At 46.8% G+C, this 14,763-nt stretch carries 9 protein-coding genes, 1 tRNA gene and 1 other RNA gene; 1 reads left to right on the forward strand and 10 read right to left on the reverse strand.

Features of this window, described 5'->3' with window-relative positions:
- Positions 1–3,002, reverse strand: a 3,002-nt coding sequence (locus QNJ26_08375) for a mechanosensitive ion channel (protein ID MDJ0985547.1), incomplete at its 3' end; no start/stop codon positions are given.
- A gap of 270 nt (positions 3,003–3,272) precedes the next feature.
- A complete protein-coding gene (locus QNJ26_08380; GenBank protein MDJ0985548.1) occupies positions 3,273–4,907 on the reverse strand; it encodes an FAD-dependent oxidoreductase in 1,635 nt (544 codons plus the stop codon).
- A gap of 144 nt (positions 4,908–5,051) precedes the next feature.
- On the opposite strand from QNJ26_08380, the gene QNJ26_08385 reads away from it, so the two are divergent.
- The gene (locus QNJ26_08385; protein ID MDJ0985549.1) at positions 5,052–5,528 is read left to right on the forward strand and encodes a TIGR00725 family protein; all 477 of its coding nucleotides are present in this window, start codon (positions 5,052–5,054) and stop codon (positions 5,526–5,528) included.
- A 9-nt stretch (positions 5,529–5,537) separates the two neighbouring features.
- On the opposite strand, the gene ispD is transcribed toward QNJ26_08385, so the two are convergent.
- The 8 genes from ispD to dnaG form a co-directional block, all read right to left on the reverse strand.
- The gene (gene ispD, locus QNJ26_08390) at positions 5,538–6,242 is read right to left on the reverse strand and encodes a 2-C-methyl-D-erythritol 4-phosphate cytidylyltransferase (GenBank protein ID MDJ0985550.1); all 705 of its coding nucleotides are present in this window, start codon (positions 6,240–6,242) and stop codon (positions 5,538–5,540) included.
- A gap of 180 nt (positions 6,243–6,422) precedes the next feature.
- Positions 6,423–7,733 (reverse strand): HPr family phosphocarrier protein, encoded by a 1,311-nt coding sequence (locus tag QNJ26_08395; GenBank protein ID MDJ0985551.1) that lies wholly within the window; start codon positions 7,731–7,733, stop codon positions 6,423–6,425.
- 106 nt (positions 7,734–7,839) lie between these two features.
- An RNA gene (gene rnpB, locus QNJ26_08400) (RNase P RNA component class A) lies at positions 7,840–8,226 on the reverse strand.
- Positions 8,220–8,957, reverse strand: coding sequence for a C4-type zinc ribbon domain-containing protein (locus QNJ26_08405; GenBank protein MDJ0985552.1), 738 nt, complete (start codon positions 8,955–8,957; stop codon positions 8,220–8,222). The genes rnpB and QNJ26_08405 overlap by 7 nt, the downstream gene beginning before the upstream one ends.
- Positions 8,958–9,046: 89 nt before the next feature.
- Positions 9,047–9,892 carry a Nif3-like dinuclear metal center hexameric protein gene (locus QNJ26_08410; protein ID MDJ0985553.1) on the reverse strand — a complete coding sequence of 282 codons (846 nt, stop codon included), beginning with the start codon at positions 9,890–9,892 and terminating at the stop codon, positions 9,047–9,049.
- A 209-nt stretch (positions 9,893–10,101) separates the two neighbouring features.
- Positions 10,102–10,174 (reverse strand) — tRNA-Ile (locus QNJ26_08415).
- A gap of 45 nt (positions 10,175–10,219) precedes the next feature.
- On the reverse strand, positions 10,220–12,583 hold the full coding sequence (gene rpoD, locus QNJ26_08420; protein ID MDJ0985554.1) for an RNA polymerase sigma factor RpoD: 2,364 nt from the start codon (positions 12,581–12,583) through the stop codon (positions 10,220–10,222).
- A 159-nt stretch (positions 12,584–12,742) separates the two neighbouring features.
- Positions 12,743–14,548 (reverse strand): DNA primase, encoded by a 1,806-nt coding sequence (dnaG, locus tag QNJ26_08425; GenBank protein ID MDJ0985555.1) that lies wholly within the window; start codon positions 14,546–14,548, stop codon positions 12,743–12,745.
- Between the last annotated feature and the right edge of the window lie 215 nt (positions 14,549–14,763).

The raw sequence follows: 14,763 nt of genomic DNA on the forward strand, positions 1-14,763 counted from the left end.
CGGATGCGAATTTTGGTCACGACCCCATCGGTGGTGCCCACGGTAACAATATCACCAACCCGGATTGGGCGCTCAAACAGGATAATCAGGCCGCAGATAAAATTGGCGATAATCTCCTGCAGCCCAAAACCGATGCCCACACCCAGGGCCGCCACCAGCCACTGCAGGCTTGACCAGCGAATGCCCAGAGTGTTTAAAGCAATCACCGCGCCTACAGCGGTTAGCGTGTAGCGACTGATCGCAGCGTAGGCATAGCGGGCACCTGGATCCAGAGGCAGTCGGTTCAACAGAATCATTTCCAGCAACCCCGGCAGATTGCGAACAGCGATTATCGTGATCGTAATGATAATGACACCAACAACAACGTCGGCCAATGTAATTGCCTGCAGCTGGCTGACGCCGTCAATTACAGTGGTGTAGCTCCAGAGAGTAACATTTTGTAAAATTCCCAGCGCCGGGAAAACCGGTGCCCAGATGTTCCAAAGGCCCGCAACAGCCAGAATGAAAATGACTGTTTTGATTAACGCCCGGGTTTGATCATCAATCGTACCCATGTCGATGGTGGATTGCATTAACGGTGACGGTTCAGCGTCGGTCGTTGCAGTCGTGGAATCAGAATCTTGGCCTGAAGATTTTTCCTTTAGCAGCTGTTGAGCCAAGCGCGCTTTTTTCAGTGCAATTTGCCGTCGGGTCAGCATCAGCAGCCTGAGCACCAGTGCGTTGAAAACAACCAGACCAAAGGCCAGAGCAGCGGTTAGACGTATGAGATGATGTATTTCAAGCGCAGAGTAATAGTATCCCTGAACGGCAAGATAAATCGTCACCACCGGTACAGCAATCATCAACGGATACCAGACATAACGCAATCGGGTCAGCCAGTTTTTGGGATATTTCTGAATCAGCAGCGAGGTGATCCCCCCCTTGAAGCGTAGAATCCGGGCAAAAAATATGGCTGTGGCAGCAGATATGAAAACCAGAGCAATTTTGGCAAGCACATCTCCAGATTCAATTTCCGGAATCTCCGCCATACCAGCTACAATAAAGCTAAACCCGACGATGATCGGAATAGACCAATTCAAATTCTGTCTTAGGGTTTTGCGAACAGACTCATTCCAGCGAAAGTGCACCTGGGCCAGACCATCTTTGCGACAAATATGGTAGGCCAATCCCAAGACAAACAATGATTTCGCGGCCTCTAACAGACCGCCGGCCGCCCCTCGGGTATGGGGCTGGGTTTGCGCCAGTTTGGTTATCACGAATGCCGGAAACGCCATGATGAAAGGCCAGACAGTGGCCAGCAGCACGGTCAGCCATAGTACTTTGAGCGTCAGGGAGATCGAATCCTGTAAAGGGTGCTGCTGCACACTTGCGTTAATTTCGCTTATTTTTCCGACTTCCCGCTGCCTGGCCAACACCAGAACCAGCGCGATGATGATTCCGATCGACCATAAAAACCAGTGACGCTGCAGCGAACGCCTTAAATCCTGCCAGTTTTGACGCCAGCCATCGGGCCCAAAAAACCACCCGATAGCATTTTTTACATTAAGCAGATCATTTGGGCTTAATGATTTGGAGCTGCGAATCCAGAGCAGATGGCGGTCGAGAAATTCACCAAAATTTTTAGTGGTGACAACGATGGTCTGGGTGGTAAACTCAATATCCTGCAAAAGCCTGAAGATCCGATTGTAGCCGGATTTCAATTTTTCGAGGATCTCGACGCGATTGGCGATCAATTCCTGAATTTTCAGATCAAAGGATTGGCGATCAACATCCGAAAGAAAACTGACCGAACCCACCAGACGTTGAACCAGCGCTGTGGGGGATGAAAATTCACGCAACATTTCATCCAAGTCAATCAGTTTTTCACTGATTTCACTCATTCTGCTCTCACGGGCCTCAACATCCGCAATATACAGATCGGCTGAAGGCAGGTTTAAACGTTTTTTGCGCATCGCCAGTCCCATGGTCTCGCTGAGCTGGGTCAACTCAAATCTTTTTTTAATTGTAGCAAGATCGGTTTCCAGCGCATTTAAGCGGGCTTGATAATCTTCATACCTTTGGATAAGAGTGGCCTCTTCCCGGGTGATCTCTTCCAACTCAGTACTCAGCTCAATATTGAGATCAAACTGATCCTGGATCATTTTGGGCAGCGTTTGTGTCAGGCCCATGGCATCCTGAGCATCTTGTCGCGACTGAGCGGCTTCCTGCTGACGACGTTGTTGAACTTCGGCCTGCCATACGCTCAACAGTGTCGAGCGGCTTTGCACTGCTTTCTGGGCGACGTCGATTTCCATACCAAACAGCTCGACCAGCAAATTGTGGCTTTGCTTTCGCAGCTCGTTAAATTCGCTCTCGGCTCTTAATTTTTCACGCTCAGACCGAAGGCTGAGCATTCTGGTATAGTTGCCAATATCGTCTTCGGCAACATCGTTTAGAGTCGTCAGATCTGCCTGAAGCTCATTGAGACGCCTGGTAGCATCCACCATTTTTTCAGATGCTTGATTGATGGTATTTTTTTCGGCTGTTAAACGGTCGTTCAATTCTTGCAGCTTGCCTTTCTCTTTGGCCAGATCGGCTTCCTCCAGGTTGCGCTTTTGTTCAAGAGCCGCAGTGTCCATTTGCTGCGCTTTATTTTTTATCTGTTCAATGGTTGGGAGCGGCTTTCTCAACTCTTGGCGTAAAATTTTCAAGCGTCCGGGGGCTGTCTTTATCTGCTGAGACAGGTTCTGTGCTTTGGTGTTAAATCCGTCGGCCAATTTAAGATCCGCCATCGCATTATCAAGAAACTTAAGGCTTTCGGCCTTAAGCGTCGCATCGATATCTGTCATTTTGTCAATGGCTGCCCGCCGGTTTTTGAGCGCATCGATGGTTAGGCTTTTGGATGTAGCGGTCGCTACTGTGGCAGGTGTACTTTGTTGGGCCTGAATTTCCGCCAATACTAGCAGTAGCCCAATTGAAATGAACGTCACTAGAAAGCTGATTTTTGTAAGATTGTGCTGCATATCTCTCCTCCGAGCGTTGATAAGGCAATGCTTGTGCGTGGTAGGTTTGTTGAGGGGGACTTTCGCAAGCCAAAAAACAATATTCACAATCCCGTTTGATGTCAAACAAATTGCCTTGGCTTAACTGGATGAAGAAACAAACAAGGCAGGATCGTTTGGACCCTGCCTTGTTTTAGTCATCAATATGCTAATCCATAATTCTAAATATTGAAATTTAAAGGTGAGCAATGCTACGGTCAACGCTCATCCCGTGTATTTTACCGTCACCTCTTAATTCTGTTTCCCATCCAGCCAATACGGATTAATCAGATCTTCAAAAATGGTCATGGCGGCTTCAGCGCCCTGACCTGATGCGGTGACGATCTGCTTGTAACCGCCTTCCACGTCTCCGGCTGAATATATGCCCGGAATAGAGGTGCGGTGTTTGCCGTCCTGCTGGATATAGCCGTCCTCATTTATTTTGAGACCAAACGTTTCGGCCAGTTCCACCGCCGGCTCATAGCCGATGGCGATAAAGACGCCGTCGGTTTTAAATTCGGTTTTTTCATCGGTTTTGTTGTTGACCAGCAGCACTTCGCTGACCCGCTCTTCGCCGCGAATTTCTTTGACCTCGGTGTCCCACAGCACAGGGATATTGTTGTCAAATAATTGTTGGGCCAAAAATTCCTGTGCGCGCAGCTTGTCACGCCGATGGATCAGGGTAACATCGATACCCATGTGGAAAAGGTGCAAGGCTTCAGTCACAGCACTGTTGCCGCCGCCCACCATGACTACCTTTTTGTTTTTAAACAGCGGCCCGTCGCAGGTACTGCAATAGCTGACCCCCCTGCCGGCCAAGCGCTTTTCGCCGCGAATGTTCAAATGCCGATGACTGGCTCCGGTGGCCAATAGAACCGTTTTGGTATTAAATTGCCGACGGTTGGTTTTGACGCTAAATGGCGGACCGGACTTTATTTCCACCACCGCTTCTCCCTGAAAAATCTGAACATATTGCAGGGCATGGCTGACCATGATATCCACCAGTGATTTGCCGCCCACCGACGTAAAACCGGGGTAGTTTTCAACAATAGGGGTGGTGGCGACCTGCCCGCCGAGCGCGTCGCGCTCGACAATGGCCGTGCGCAAACCACTGCGAACCGCATAAATACCGGCAGTCAATCCGGCCGGCCCGCCGCCGACTATTAACAAATCGGTTTCAACCAGCTCGGCATCACTGTCGGGGATAAATATGGTCTGAGCCTCTAATTTTTCCAGCGACAGGATAAACACTTCTTCCGGTTGAGCGCCCTGACCGATCAAAACATCGTTGGCATATGCCTGGGGAACACTCTGAGCCGAATACTGATCGGCCAGCTCCGGTTCGCTCTGGATATCGATAATCTCCACAGAAATCTTATCCGGCATCTCAATTGCAGCCTTGACCGCGTTAATGGCCTGCTGGGGGCAGTACGGGCAGGTTGGGCTGACAAAAATTTTGATATGTCTGTCCGCATCAATTTTATTTAAAACTTTTAAGGCTTGATCGCTCAGCTGGCTCTGTCCCAGACCAATAAGAATCAATATCTCCAAAAAGGTGCGGGCCTCTTCACCCATGGGCGCCCCGAGCCAATGGATGGCAAATTTTTCCGGCGCGATCACCAGCGTAGGGGAGTGGGTCACATTCCATTTTTTGGCCAGCTCGTGATCCATATCATGCTCGCGCAGGGTGATTTTGTCGGTCAGCTGCCGGAAGGCGCGTATCACCTCGCGGTTGGCATGCGTAAAAACATCTTCATGCCCCTTGGCGGTGAACAGGTACAACGGTATGTCATTGGGCAACTGATCAAATGTTGCTTTCAGCTGCTGCAGATAGGCCTGACTGGCCATCTCGCTTTGTCTGGGATCCATTTGAGAGGTATCTTGCATCTTCTGTCCTTCCTTTTTGCGTTGAAACACTTAAGATAGTGTTTTATCAAAATAATGGAAATAATATGTTAAGTCTATCAAATGCATGTGTCAACCGGGTTTAACCGTTGTTGAGACAGGAGGTTTGCGATGTAAAATCCGTTAATTGTCGGTGTTATGGGAGGCGGCAGTGTCGATCACGAGACAGGTCAAAGCGCCTATCAGCTAGGAAGCTTGATTGCTGCCCGGGGATGGATTCTTTTAAATGGAGGCCGCGATGCCGGCGTCATGGCAGCCTCTGCCAAAGGCGCCAGAGAAAACGGCGGTGTGACCGTCGGCATTTTACCCGATGAAACCACCCGGGGGGCCTCACCGTTTATTCAAATTCCCATTTTGACGGGAATGGGCAACGCACGCAACTGCATTAATGTGCTATCGAGCCACGTCGTCGTCGCCTGCGCCGGCGGCACCGGTACCATTTCGGAGATTGCCCTGGCGCTTAAAAGCGGCCGACCGGTGATTCTGTTGAATTTTAAAGTTCAGGAAATGTTTCAACGCTATCTGAATGCCGGCGAGCTGTTTACCGTTCAGACACCCCACGAAGTCATCGCCCAAATGGAGTCGCTATTCCCTCAAAAATAAAGGCACGGGTTAATCATCGAATATGCCTTTTTGCAGCAAAGTGCGGGCGAGCTTCAGATCATCTGGATGGGTGATCTTTATATTGCTGCGACTGCCGGGTATGATGCTAACCTTTACGCCCATGCGCTCCACAAGGGAGGCGTCATCGGTACCGCTGAAGCCGTCCTGTGCGGCAGTTGCATGGGCCTTTTTGATCATTTTCAATTCAAAGGCCTGTGGGGTTTGCGCCAACCATAGGGTATCGCGCTGCCGGGTCCTGACGATTTCATTTTTGGAATTGACCTGTTTAACCGTATCGAATGCCGGCAGACCCAGAATACAGGCGCCTTTTTCGTGAGCACCTTCAATACAGGCCAGCAGATGTTGCTGGCGCACAAAGGGTCGCACCCCATCATGAATTAAAACAATGCCATCATCGTTTTTGATCGCTTTGAGGCCGTTGTACACCGAATCCTGTCTTCGTTCTCCACCGCTGACAAGGTGCGTCCTTTTTACCAATTGGGCATCGGATAATATTTCTTGGCGACAGAATTCGATATCTTCGGCAGGCACCGCCAAAATGATTTGATCGATGCCCTCACAGCGGTTGAATGCCGTCAGAGTGTGGGCCAAGATGGGCTTACCGGCCAGAACCATGTACTGTTTGCGCATGCTGTCTTGCATGCGTAAGCCCTTCCCCGCGGCGACAATTATTGCATAAACTGTTGCATTCATTATACGATTTGGAGCTTTCGGTTCTGTTTGTTGATATAATCTGTTTAAGCAGCTTAATCAGGTTTGCCGGTTACCCGTTTAGCCGGTTAAACCCGTTAGAAAGGCTGAATAGGTGCGATCATAAACCGGGTAAGGGGTTAACCCACCGTAGGCGGACAAGCGGGCAACGGGCTCAACCCATTATTTTAAATAACTTAATGCTTCTGGCAGCGGCACGCCCTTGCCCATGGTATCTTCACCGTAATTTACGCTGGCAAGAATTTCGATATCCGTTAAGGTGCGCACATCCCCTTCGAAAATGACCTGATCAAGTTTTTCCTTTTGAATCTTACCACCCGCCCACTGAAGATCCAGGACGCTGCTGGCATCAAACCGATCCGATCCAACACACAGCTCCACCTGCCCGCCGTAATGTTGCACAATTTTAGCGACCAGCAAACAGGGTCGACTGTGAAACCCTAGTTTAACCGGAACGCCAACTTTAATCGATGAGCGCTCAATATTGACATTGAGTATTTTCTGGGCCAAATCAATTCCGCTGGTTAGAAAATGGCAGGCATAGTACAGGCCGTAGTTTATCGTCCGATCCAGCAGTGTTCTGGGATTCACCAGTTTGGACAGTCTCACCTGAACTTTTTTGTAAATCCTTTTGTAGCCAGCCTCATACAGATGTCGTTCGTAAAAATGAAGCAGACGACCGATCATTTGGAGAAGATGCAAAACGACTGAAAAATATCCCCGCAGCTGTTTGAGTTCACGATTGCCGAATCTGAATCCTCCGTGGATAACATAGGTGTCGAAAGAAGATTGCAGATTGTGCACCAGCATTTCGTAACGCCTGATCTCAACCTCATTGACCCTTTCGGGTACAAGGGTCAAAATTTCTTTATAAGGATAAGGATCATAAAATTTGAGCTGATCAAAACTCTTGGCAATATTGAGAAACTCACTTGAGATTTTAACGATATTTTTTTTCTGCTGATCCTTGTCCTTATCATCGATATCATAGTCAAGCATTTGCTGGGTAACGACACTTGGAAAATCAGCAGCTATATATCTCTCTTTTGGTATCGGGATCTGCAGTCTTTGGGCTTCCTTCATTATGACCGGAGCCATTTTCATTAAAGCGCTGTTTAAAAAATCAAGCGTTGTATCACCCTGTCCAGGGAATTCGCCGACATCTGCCAGGTCATAAAACACGAGTCGATTGGAAATGTGTTTTTGAAAATTAGCGGCCAAACTGATGTGACGAACAGCCGCAGACAGTTCCCGGTAAAAGTACCAGTTCTCGTTGTTTTTAGCGCCGTGGAAATCGAGAAAATCTTCCAGCAGCATTGAAGTTGAGATGAGCGTCGAATAAAGCTTCTGCGTAAAAGCTGTCGTGAGGCGGTCAACACCTGTAATGTAGTGGCAGCATTTCAAATAATCATTGGAAAAAATGCGCACCTTTTCAGCAAAAGACTCCTCAACTGCCGACGCTGTTTTTTTCATTGATAAGGGTTATTCCTTTTTAAGAAGAGGTCCATAACAAAGAATGCCAACACCAGTACTGTTGGCCTCAATCTATTGCATTTATAAACCTGTTATAAAACATAACGGTCAGAGCAGTCCATAAGCCGAATTCTGTTCCCGGATCGGGTTACCCCTGCCGGGTAACGATCATTCATCTGAGGGTGCCGGTTGCCCGACACCTCTTGCGACCTACCCGGAAGCTTGGGCGGGCAACCCTCAAACGCTCCCCTATTTGGTCTTGCACCGGGTGGGGTTTGCCAAGCTTTCCCGGTCGCCCGGGAAACTGGTGCGCTCTTACCGCACCGTTTCACCCTTACCCGGAACCAAACGTTACCGCTTGATTCCAGGCGGTATACTTTCTGTTGCACTTTCCTTCGCGTTACCGCGACTCCACGTTATGGAGCACCCTGCCCTACGGTGTTCGGACTTTCCTCCGGATTGCTCACAATCCAGCGATCGTTTGGCCTACTCTGACCGTTTATCGATATTTTTCCAGTAAATCAGTCTCTGACAAATTGGACATTTTGTCAAATGGTCACCGCGCTGCAGTTCATTGTACATCTGCGGCGGGATATTCATATGACACCCCTGGCAAACAGCATCGATAACAGCGACAATGCCCACTGCATTGCTTTGATTCGATTTTACCTGCTGATACGTCCTCAGCAATGCGGCATCAATATTTGTGGTTAGGGTTTTCAATTCTGTATCGAGGTTTTCGATATGCTGTTTATCTTGTTGGGTCTTTTTAACAATGATATCTTTTTCACGATTAAGCTGGGCCTGAAGTTCATCATATTCTTTCATTTTCGCCTTAAGTAAATTTTCCGCTTCTTCGATGCGGTCTAAAATTTCGATCATATCATCTTCTATGGCTGAATTTTTATCTTTTATATCATCAATTTCCTTTAACGATGATTGATACTCTTTGTTGGTTTTAACAGAACTGAGTTTGGCCTCACTTTTTTTGATGCTGTCAAGATTCAAGCGCACATCTGATTCATAGCTGCGGTATTTTTGATTCAATTCTTCAATGACCGCTTGTTGTTCCTCGATGACATTTTTGAAATCAAGCAGCTCTTTATCGAGATCAGCTATGCGTTGATCGACATTGCTTAAATTGGCTTCAAGGTTGTGGATTTCAAGTTCGATCTGTTGCAGATTGACTAGATTCTTGATTTCATTTTTTGTAATATTTGACATCTCTTTTTCCTGCTTGAACCCTTTCTAAAATTGAAGCTTGCACGTCAATTGCGAAAAGAAAGTGTGCTGTCCTATCACCCTGTACTATCTTATACTAAGCTAAACGGATCTTTCTCCATGGCGCAAGCCGTAACCTCAGCGCTAATTCCCTCTTCGGAAAGCAGCTGAGTCAGTCGCTCGTCAAGAGCTTCGACCATTAGATGCTCTGATGCAAAGTGCCCGATATCAATAATCGCTCGCTGAGCGCTCTCGGCATCACGAGCATTATGATAGTGAATATCACCACTGATGTAGACCTCGGCTTCTGAAGCTAAAAAGGCTGCCATCAGACTTGATCCACTGCCGCTGCAGATCGCAACACGTGAAACTTTCATATTCAGATCTCCAGCCACTTTTACAAAATCAAGTTTCAGTTTCTTTTTGATCATTGAAATTAAAGCCTTTAAGGTCATGCGCTTACTAAGAAATCCCGTTCGTCCGATTCCGAAAGCTGTAGCTTCGTCAGCGGCTGAGCGCATTTCATTTTGCATCGCGGCCGCCACTTTGACCGCTTGAAGTATTTCCAACTTTTTGAGCCCCAGTCGATTGGCCAGGATGTCATTGACGCCATCACTGACAATATCAAAATTGGTATGCGCTGAGAAGATCGCCAGTTGATGTTGGGCCGCCATCTGAATAATGGAGCCACCCGGTGTAGCGAAATCAATAGATTTCAGCGGTTTGAAAATCAAGGGGTGATGTGTAATTAATAAGTCTACATTCTTTTTACATGCCGCACTAATGACTTCCAAACCCGCATCCAACGCAATCCAGATTCGTTTCACAGGTAGCTGAGGATTGCCGATCTGAAGACCGACGTTATCCCATTCCTCTGCCAGCCAGGGTGGAATCAGGCGGTCCATGATATGAATGATTTGCGCAACAGTGGCTTCCATCTCATTCCTTTTTCTAAAATTGAAAATAAAAATGGCGTGGTTTTTACGTCCCACGCCATTCGGAGAAAACGTCAACCAACCGCGGTCGCCATCTTCGCGGTTTGGTAAGCAAAACAAATCGTTTTAACCTGCCCAAAGACAAATGATTTGTTTGATGGGTTACAGAGCCAACGTTTTTTTCTGAGTGTAGCATATTTGCAAATTAGGTATGGGCCCACCTGGGATCGAACCAGGGACCTACCGGTTATGAGCCGGTGGCTCTGCCAACTGAGCTATGGGCCCTGCAGAAATAGCGTTATCTAACGATAAGGGTATGGTTTGTCAAGTTCAGCTTTCGATAAAATTTTTCAACTTACGACTGCGCGTGGGGTGACGCAATTTTCGCAACGCTTTGGCTTCTATTTGTCGTATTCTCTCGCGAGTAACTGCGAAATCCTGACCAACCTCTTCAAGCGTATGGTCAGCTCTTTCACCAATTCCAAAACGCATGCGCAAAACCTTTTCCTCACGCGGTGTCAACGTAGCCAGTACCTTTCGCGTTTGCTCTGCCAGATTCATATTTACCGCAGCATCCGATGGCAGCATGAATTTTTTATCTTCTATAAAATCCCCTAGATGGCTATCCTCCTCCTCGCCGATCGGTGTTTCAAGTGAAATTGGTTCACGTGCGATTTTTAACACCTTGCGGACTTTTTCCAAAGGAATTTCCATTTTTTCGGCGATTTCTTCGGGGGTGGGCTCCCGACCCTGCTCCTGCACCAAATAGCGAGATGTTCGAATAAGCTTGTTGATGGTCTCGATCATATGGACCGGGATCCGTATCGTTCTTGCCTGATCCGCGATGGCGCGGGTAATGGCTTGCCGAATCCACCAGGTGGCATAGGTACTAAATTTATAACCCCGACGATATTCAAACTTGTCCACCGCTTTCATTAGTCCGATGTTTCCTTCCTGAATCAGATCCAAAAACTGCAGTCCGCGGTTGGTATACTTTTTGGCAATGCTGACAACCAGTCGCAAATTGGCCTTGGTCAATTCACTCTTGGCCAATTTTGCTCTGAAACGACCCTCTTCAACAGCTGACATCACACGTTTTAGCGAGCGGTTATAGGCTTTTAATTCGTATTCGCGTTCGGCAACATTTTCTGTGATTTTTTTGAGCTCTTTGTGTAGCATACCCAATTGTTCTTTAGGCAGATCACACCTCGGGGTTGCCCATTTGACAAATTTTGTCTTGGTGTTTAAGTGTGCTTTTAAATCTGTGACGGATGTTTCAACAATGCTGGCCCCCTTGCTGAGCATTTTATTCATTTCATCAAACCACAAAATTTGCGCGCGGATGTATGCTTCAATCTCATCGATAACATTCGCCTCAAGACGCCAGTCTTTTAGAAGTTCAAATATTTTATCGATTCGCTCTCCGATATTTTGTTTAAGCTTTTTCTTTTCATCTAAGTTTATTTTATTGCCAAATAATTTTTCGCGATTTTTTTTGTTTTCTTCATGAAGCTTTCGGATGCTGTTGATGGTTTTCAAAAACTTTTCCGTTTGCGCCATTTCATCAACATAGGTATCGCCTTCATCGATATCTCTAAGAACGTTTTTAGGGCGCATATTGCCTTCGGCAATTTCATCACCGAGACTGATGATGCTTTCTACTCCGATAATCGTTTCAAGTAGGGCATGCAGCACTTCTTGTTCTCCAGCCTCGATCTTCTTTGCAATCTCGACTTCTCCTTCTCGACTCAACAGTGTCACAAGGCCCATTTCTCGAAGATACATTTTAACCGGATCGGTAACGGTTCCAAAATCAGAATCTCTGATTGTTTGGCTGACCGGTTTTTTTTCTTTTTTCTTTTTCTTTGAAATCAGCTTATTTTTAGTTTTCTCATCAACCACCTCGATTTCGTTCTCATCGAACATAATAAGGGTTTCATCGATCTGTTCGGGAGAAAGCAATTCGGCTGGCAAGAGTTCGTTAATTTCGTCGTAACTTAAAAAGCCTTGTTTCTTGCCTTTGGTCAACAATTGCTTGATGGCCTTCTTGGTTGCCGCTTTTTGCTTGGATGCTGTGAGTTTGGTTTTGGCGGCAGCGGTTTTGGCCTTCGGTGCTTTGGGTTTGGTCCTGATTACCGCAGCTTTTGTTTTGCGGGCAGCTGCTTTGGTTTTAGGAGCCGCTCTTTTAGTTTTTGGCGTTGCTTTTTTGGCCCTGCGCACCGCTGTTTTGGCTTTGGGCGTAGCTGCTTTTTTTCTGGGCGCAGCTGCTTTGCGTTTAGGCCGTGTGGCCTTGGCGCGGGTCGCAGTGGTTTTGGATTTGCGAGCAGCTGTTTTGGCTTTGGGAGCCGCGGCTTTGCTTTTGGGTTTGACGGCTTTGGCCCGAGTCGGCGCTGCTTTGGGTTTCGTGGTGGTTTTTCTGGCTTTACCTGCCACTGCTTTGCCCTTGGTTTTTGTTGCTTTGGGTCTAGCCCCTGCTGCTTTGGCCCGGGTTTTTGTAGCTTTGGATCGAGTCCCAGCTGCTTTGGCCCGTGCGGTCGCCTTTTTGGCCTTAGCTGTTTTGGCAGCACTTTTTCGTGCCGGCGCTTTTTGGGCAGCGCGCTTGCCGCGACCGGGTTTACTGGCAGCTTTTTTGGGAGTTGTCCGTTTTGCGGCTTTTTTTACGTTTCCCTTTTTTGTAGCAGATTTTCTTGCCATAAAATCTTGCCCTCCGGAAAATTTCTACCATTCGGCCCCGCTGTTTCTGGGGTTTTGGAGCGGTTTGGGGCCGTAAGGGTTATTTTTGTATTAAGCATTATAAAATCTATATGTTAAATGGGCATAGTCAAGGCCCATCGGTCAGATAATGATCTATTTTTAGGCCAGATATTGCTTTTGACTGCGCATGGCCAGTTTCTGCTTTTGTTTGAGCAATTTTGCCAGCGCTTCTTGATCGTTATTTTTCTCCGCAGCCTTTATTTGATCAATAAGCTGGTGATCGCGACGTTTTTGACCGTTCTTAACAAATTGTGAGATCAGCTTCAGGCAGCCATTTATTTCCCACGCTTCCTCGATCATTGCCAAAGCGGATATCAGCCTTTCTTGTTCAGATTTTCCAATGAACAGTTCCGCTATTTGCTCATCCGAAGATATCTGATGTTGCAATATCGTGGTGCCGATGGACCGTAACTGCGGATTTTCAATGTACTCAATGACGTCATGCTTTCTGATTTCCGGCAATATGTCCGGAAATTGGAGCATCATGGCAATAATTTGGCGTTCCAGTCGACTGCCTTCGGATTGCCTTGCGGCAGCATGTTTGCCACTGCCGTTGATATCCTTTGGGGCAGTGCCTGTCCGTATCTCCGCTAAAATGATATCTTCTTCAATACCAATACGCTCAGCAAGCTGTTTTACATATAATGATCTGGCAACATTATCATTTATGGCAGCTAAAGACCCTTTCAGGTCGGCAACAACACGGATTTTGCCTTCGGTAGAGCGTCCATGCTTATCAATGGATTGCTCAATTAAAAATGATACAATACCGGGCGCATGGGCAGCTGCGTTTTGAAACGCTTTTGCCCCCTTTTCTTTTAAAAAAGAATCCGGGTCATGCCCGTCCGGCAAAACAAGGATCTGGGTGTCTGCTTTGTCCTCGCGAAATACATCCCCCCGGCTAAAATCCACATGCTCCTTCCAAAAAATATCGATACATCGTCTGGCTGATCGAATACCCGCTTCATCCGAGTCGTAAACCAAAACCAGTCGGGAAACATAGCGACTTAACATTCGAACATGATCGACTGTCAACGCGGTGCCAAGTGTTGCAACCGCATTTTCTATTCCGTGTTGATACAGCGTGAGTAAATCAAGATATCCTTCTACGATATAGATGGTATCAGTTGTACGGCTCATATTTTTTGCCAGAACCAACCCATACAAAGATCGGCTTTTGCTGTAAACCGGTGTTTCGGGTGAATTAAGATATTTGGGTAATGCATCATCCATCACCCTGCCACCGAAACCGACAACATTTTTATTTACATCAATAATCGGGAATACGATACGGTCCCGAAAACGATCATAATAACCGCGTTTGTCCTTTTTTGGCAAAATCAGACCGGATCGTTCAACTCTTGCCAATGGCAAACCGCTTTTAGCAAAAAAATCAATTATATTGCTCCAACCTTTGGGCGCATATCCGAGATGAAATCGATCGATAGTATCCGTCGACAGCCCCCTGTTTTTTAAATAGGCCATTGCCCTTTGCCCCTTAGGGCTGCGACACAACATTTGATGATAATAATCCATTGCCTGACGATTGATTTTCAGCAGGCTTTCGCGTTCGCCCATACGCTTTTTTTGTTGGGGCGTCAGATGCTTTGTGGGCAGATCAATGCTATAGCGTCGAGCCAGCAAACGGGCTGCCTCGGGAAAAGCAAGTCCATCATTTTTCATCAAAAAGCTGAATACGTTTCCACCTGCTCCACAACCGAAGCAATAAAATATTTGTTTTTCCGGGCTGACCGTAAATGAAGGTGTTTTTTCAGAGTGAAACGGACACAAGCCGACAAAATTTCTCCCTGTCTTCTTTAAATGGACGACTTCTGATACCACATCGACAATATCAGCCGCATTTTTAATGTCTATTATCTTATCTTCAGGGATAAAAATTGCCAAAAACAGCAACCTCCATTTTTAATGGAACAGGGAAGATATAAATACTCGGAAGGATCTTAGATGAAATGAAGCGTTTCAAATGTCGCATTTACCCGGTTTGCTAATTTGAATTGCCCTAAAATTTTGCCATAAGTTTGAAGACTTATGGCCCCCCAGTATAAGAAATTGTTAACCGCGAAAAATAATATGATATGGCTTATTTGTCAAGAATTTTT

It is taken from the genome of Desulfobacterales bacterium (assembly GCA_030066985.1).
Classification (GTDB): Bacteria; Desulfobacterota; Desulfobacteria; order Desulfobacterales; family JAHEIW01; genus JAHEIW01.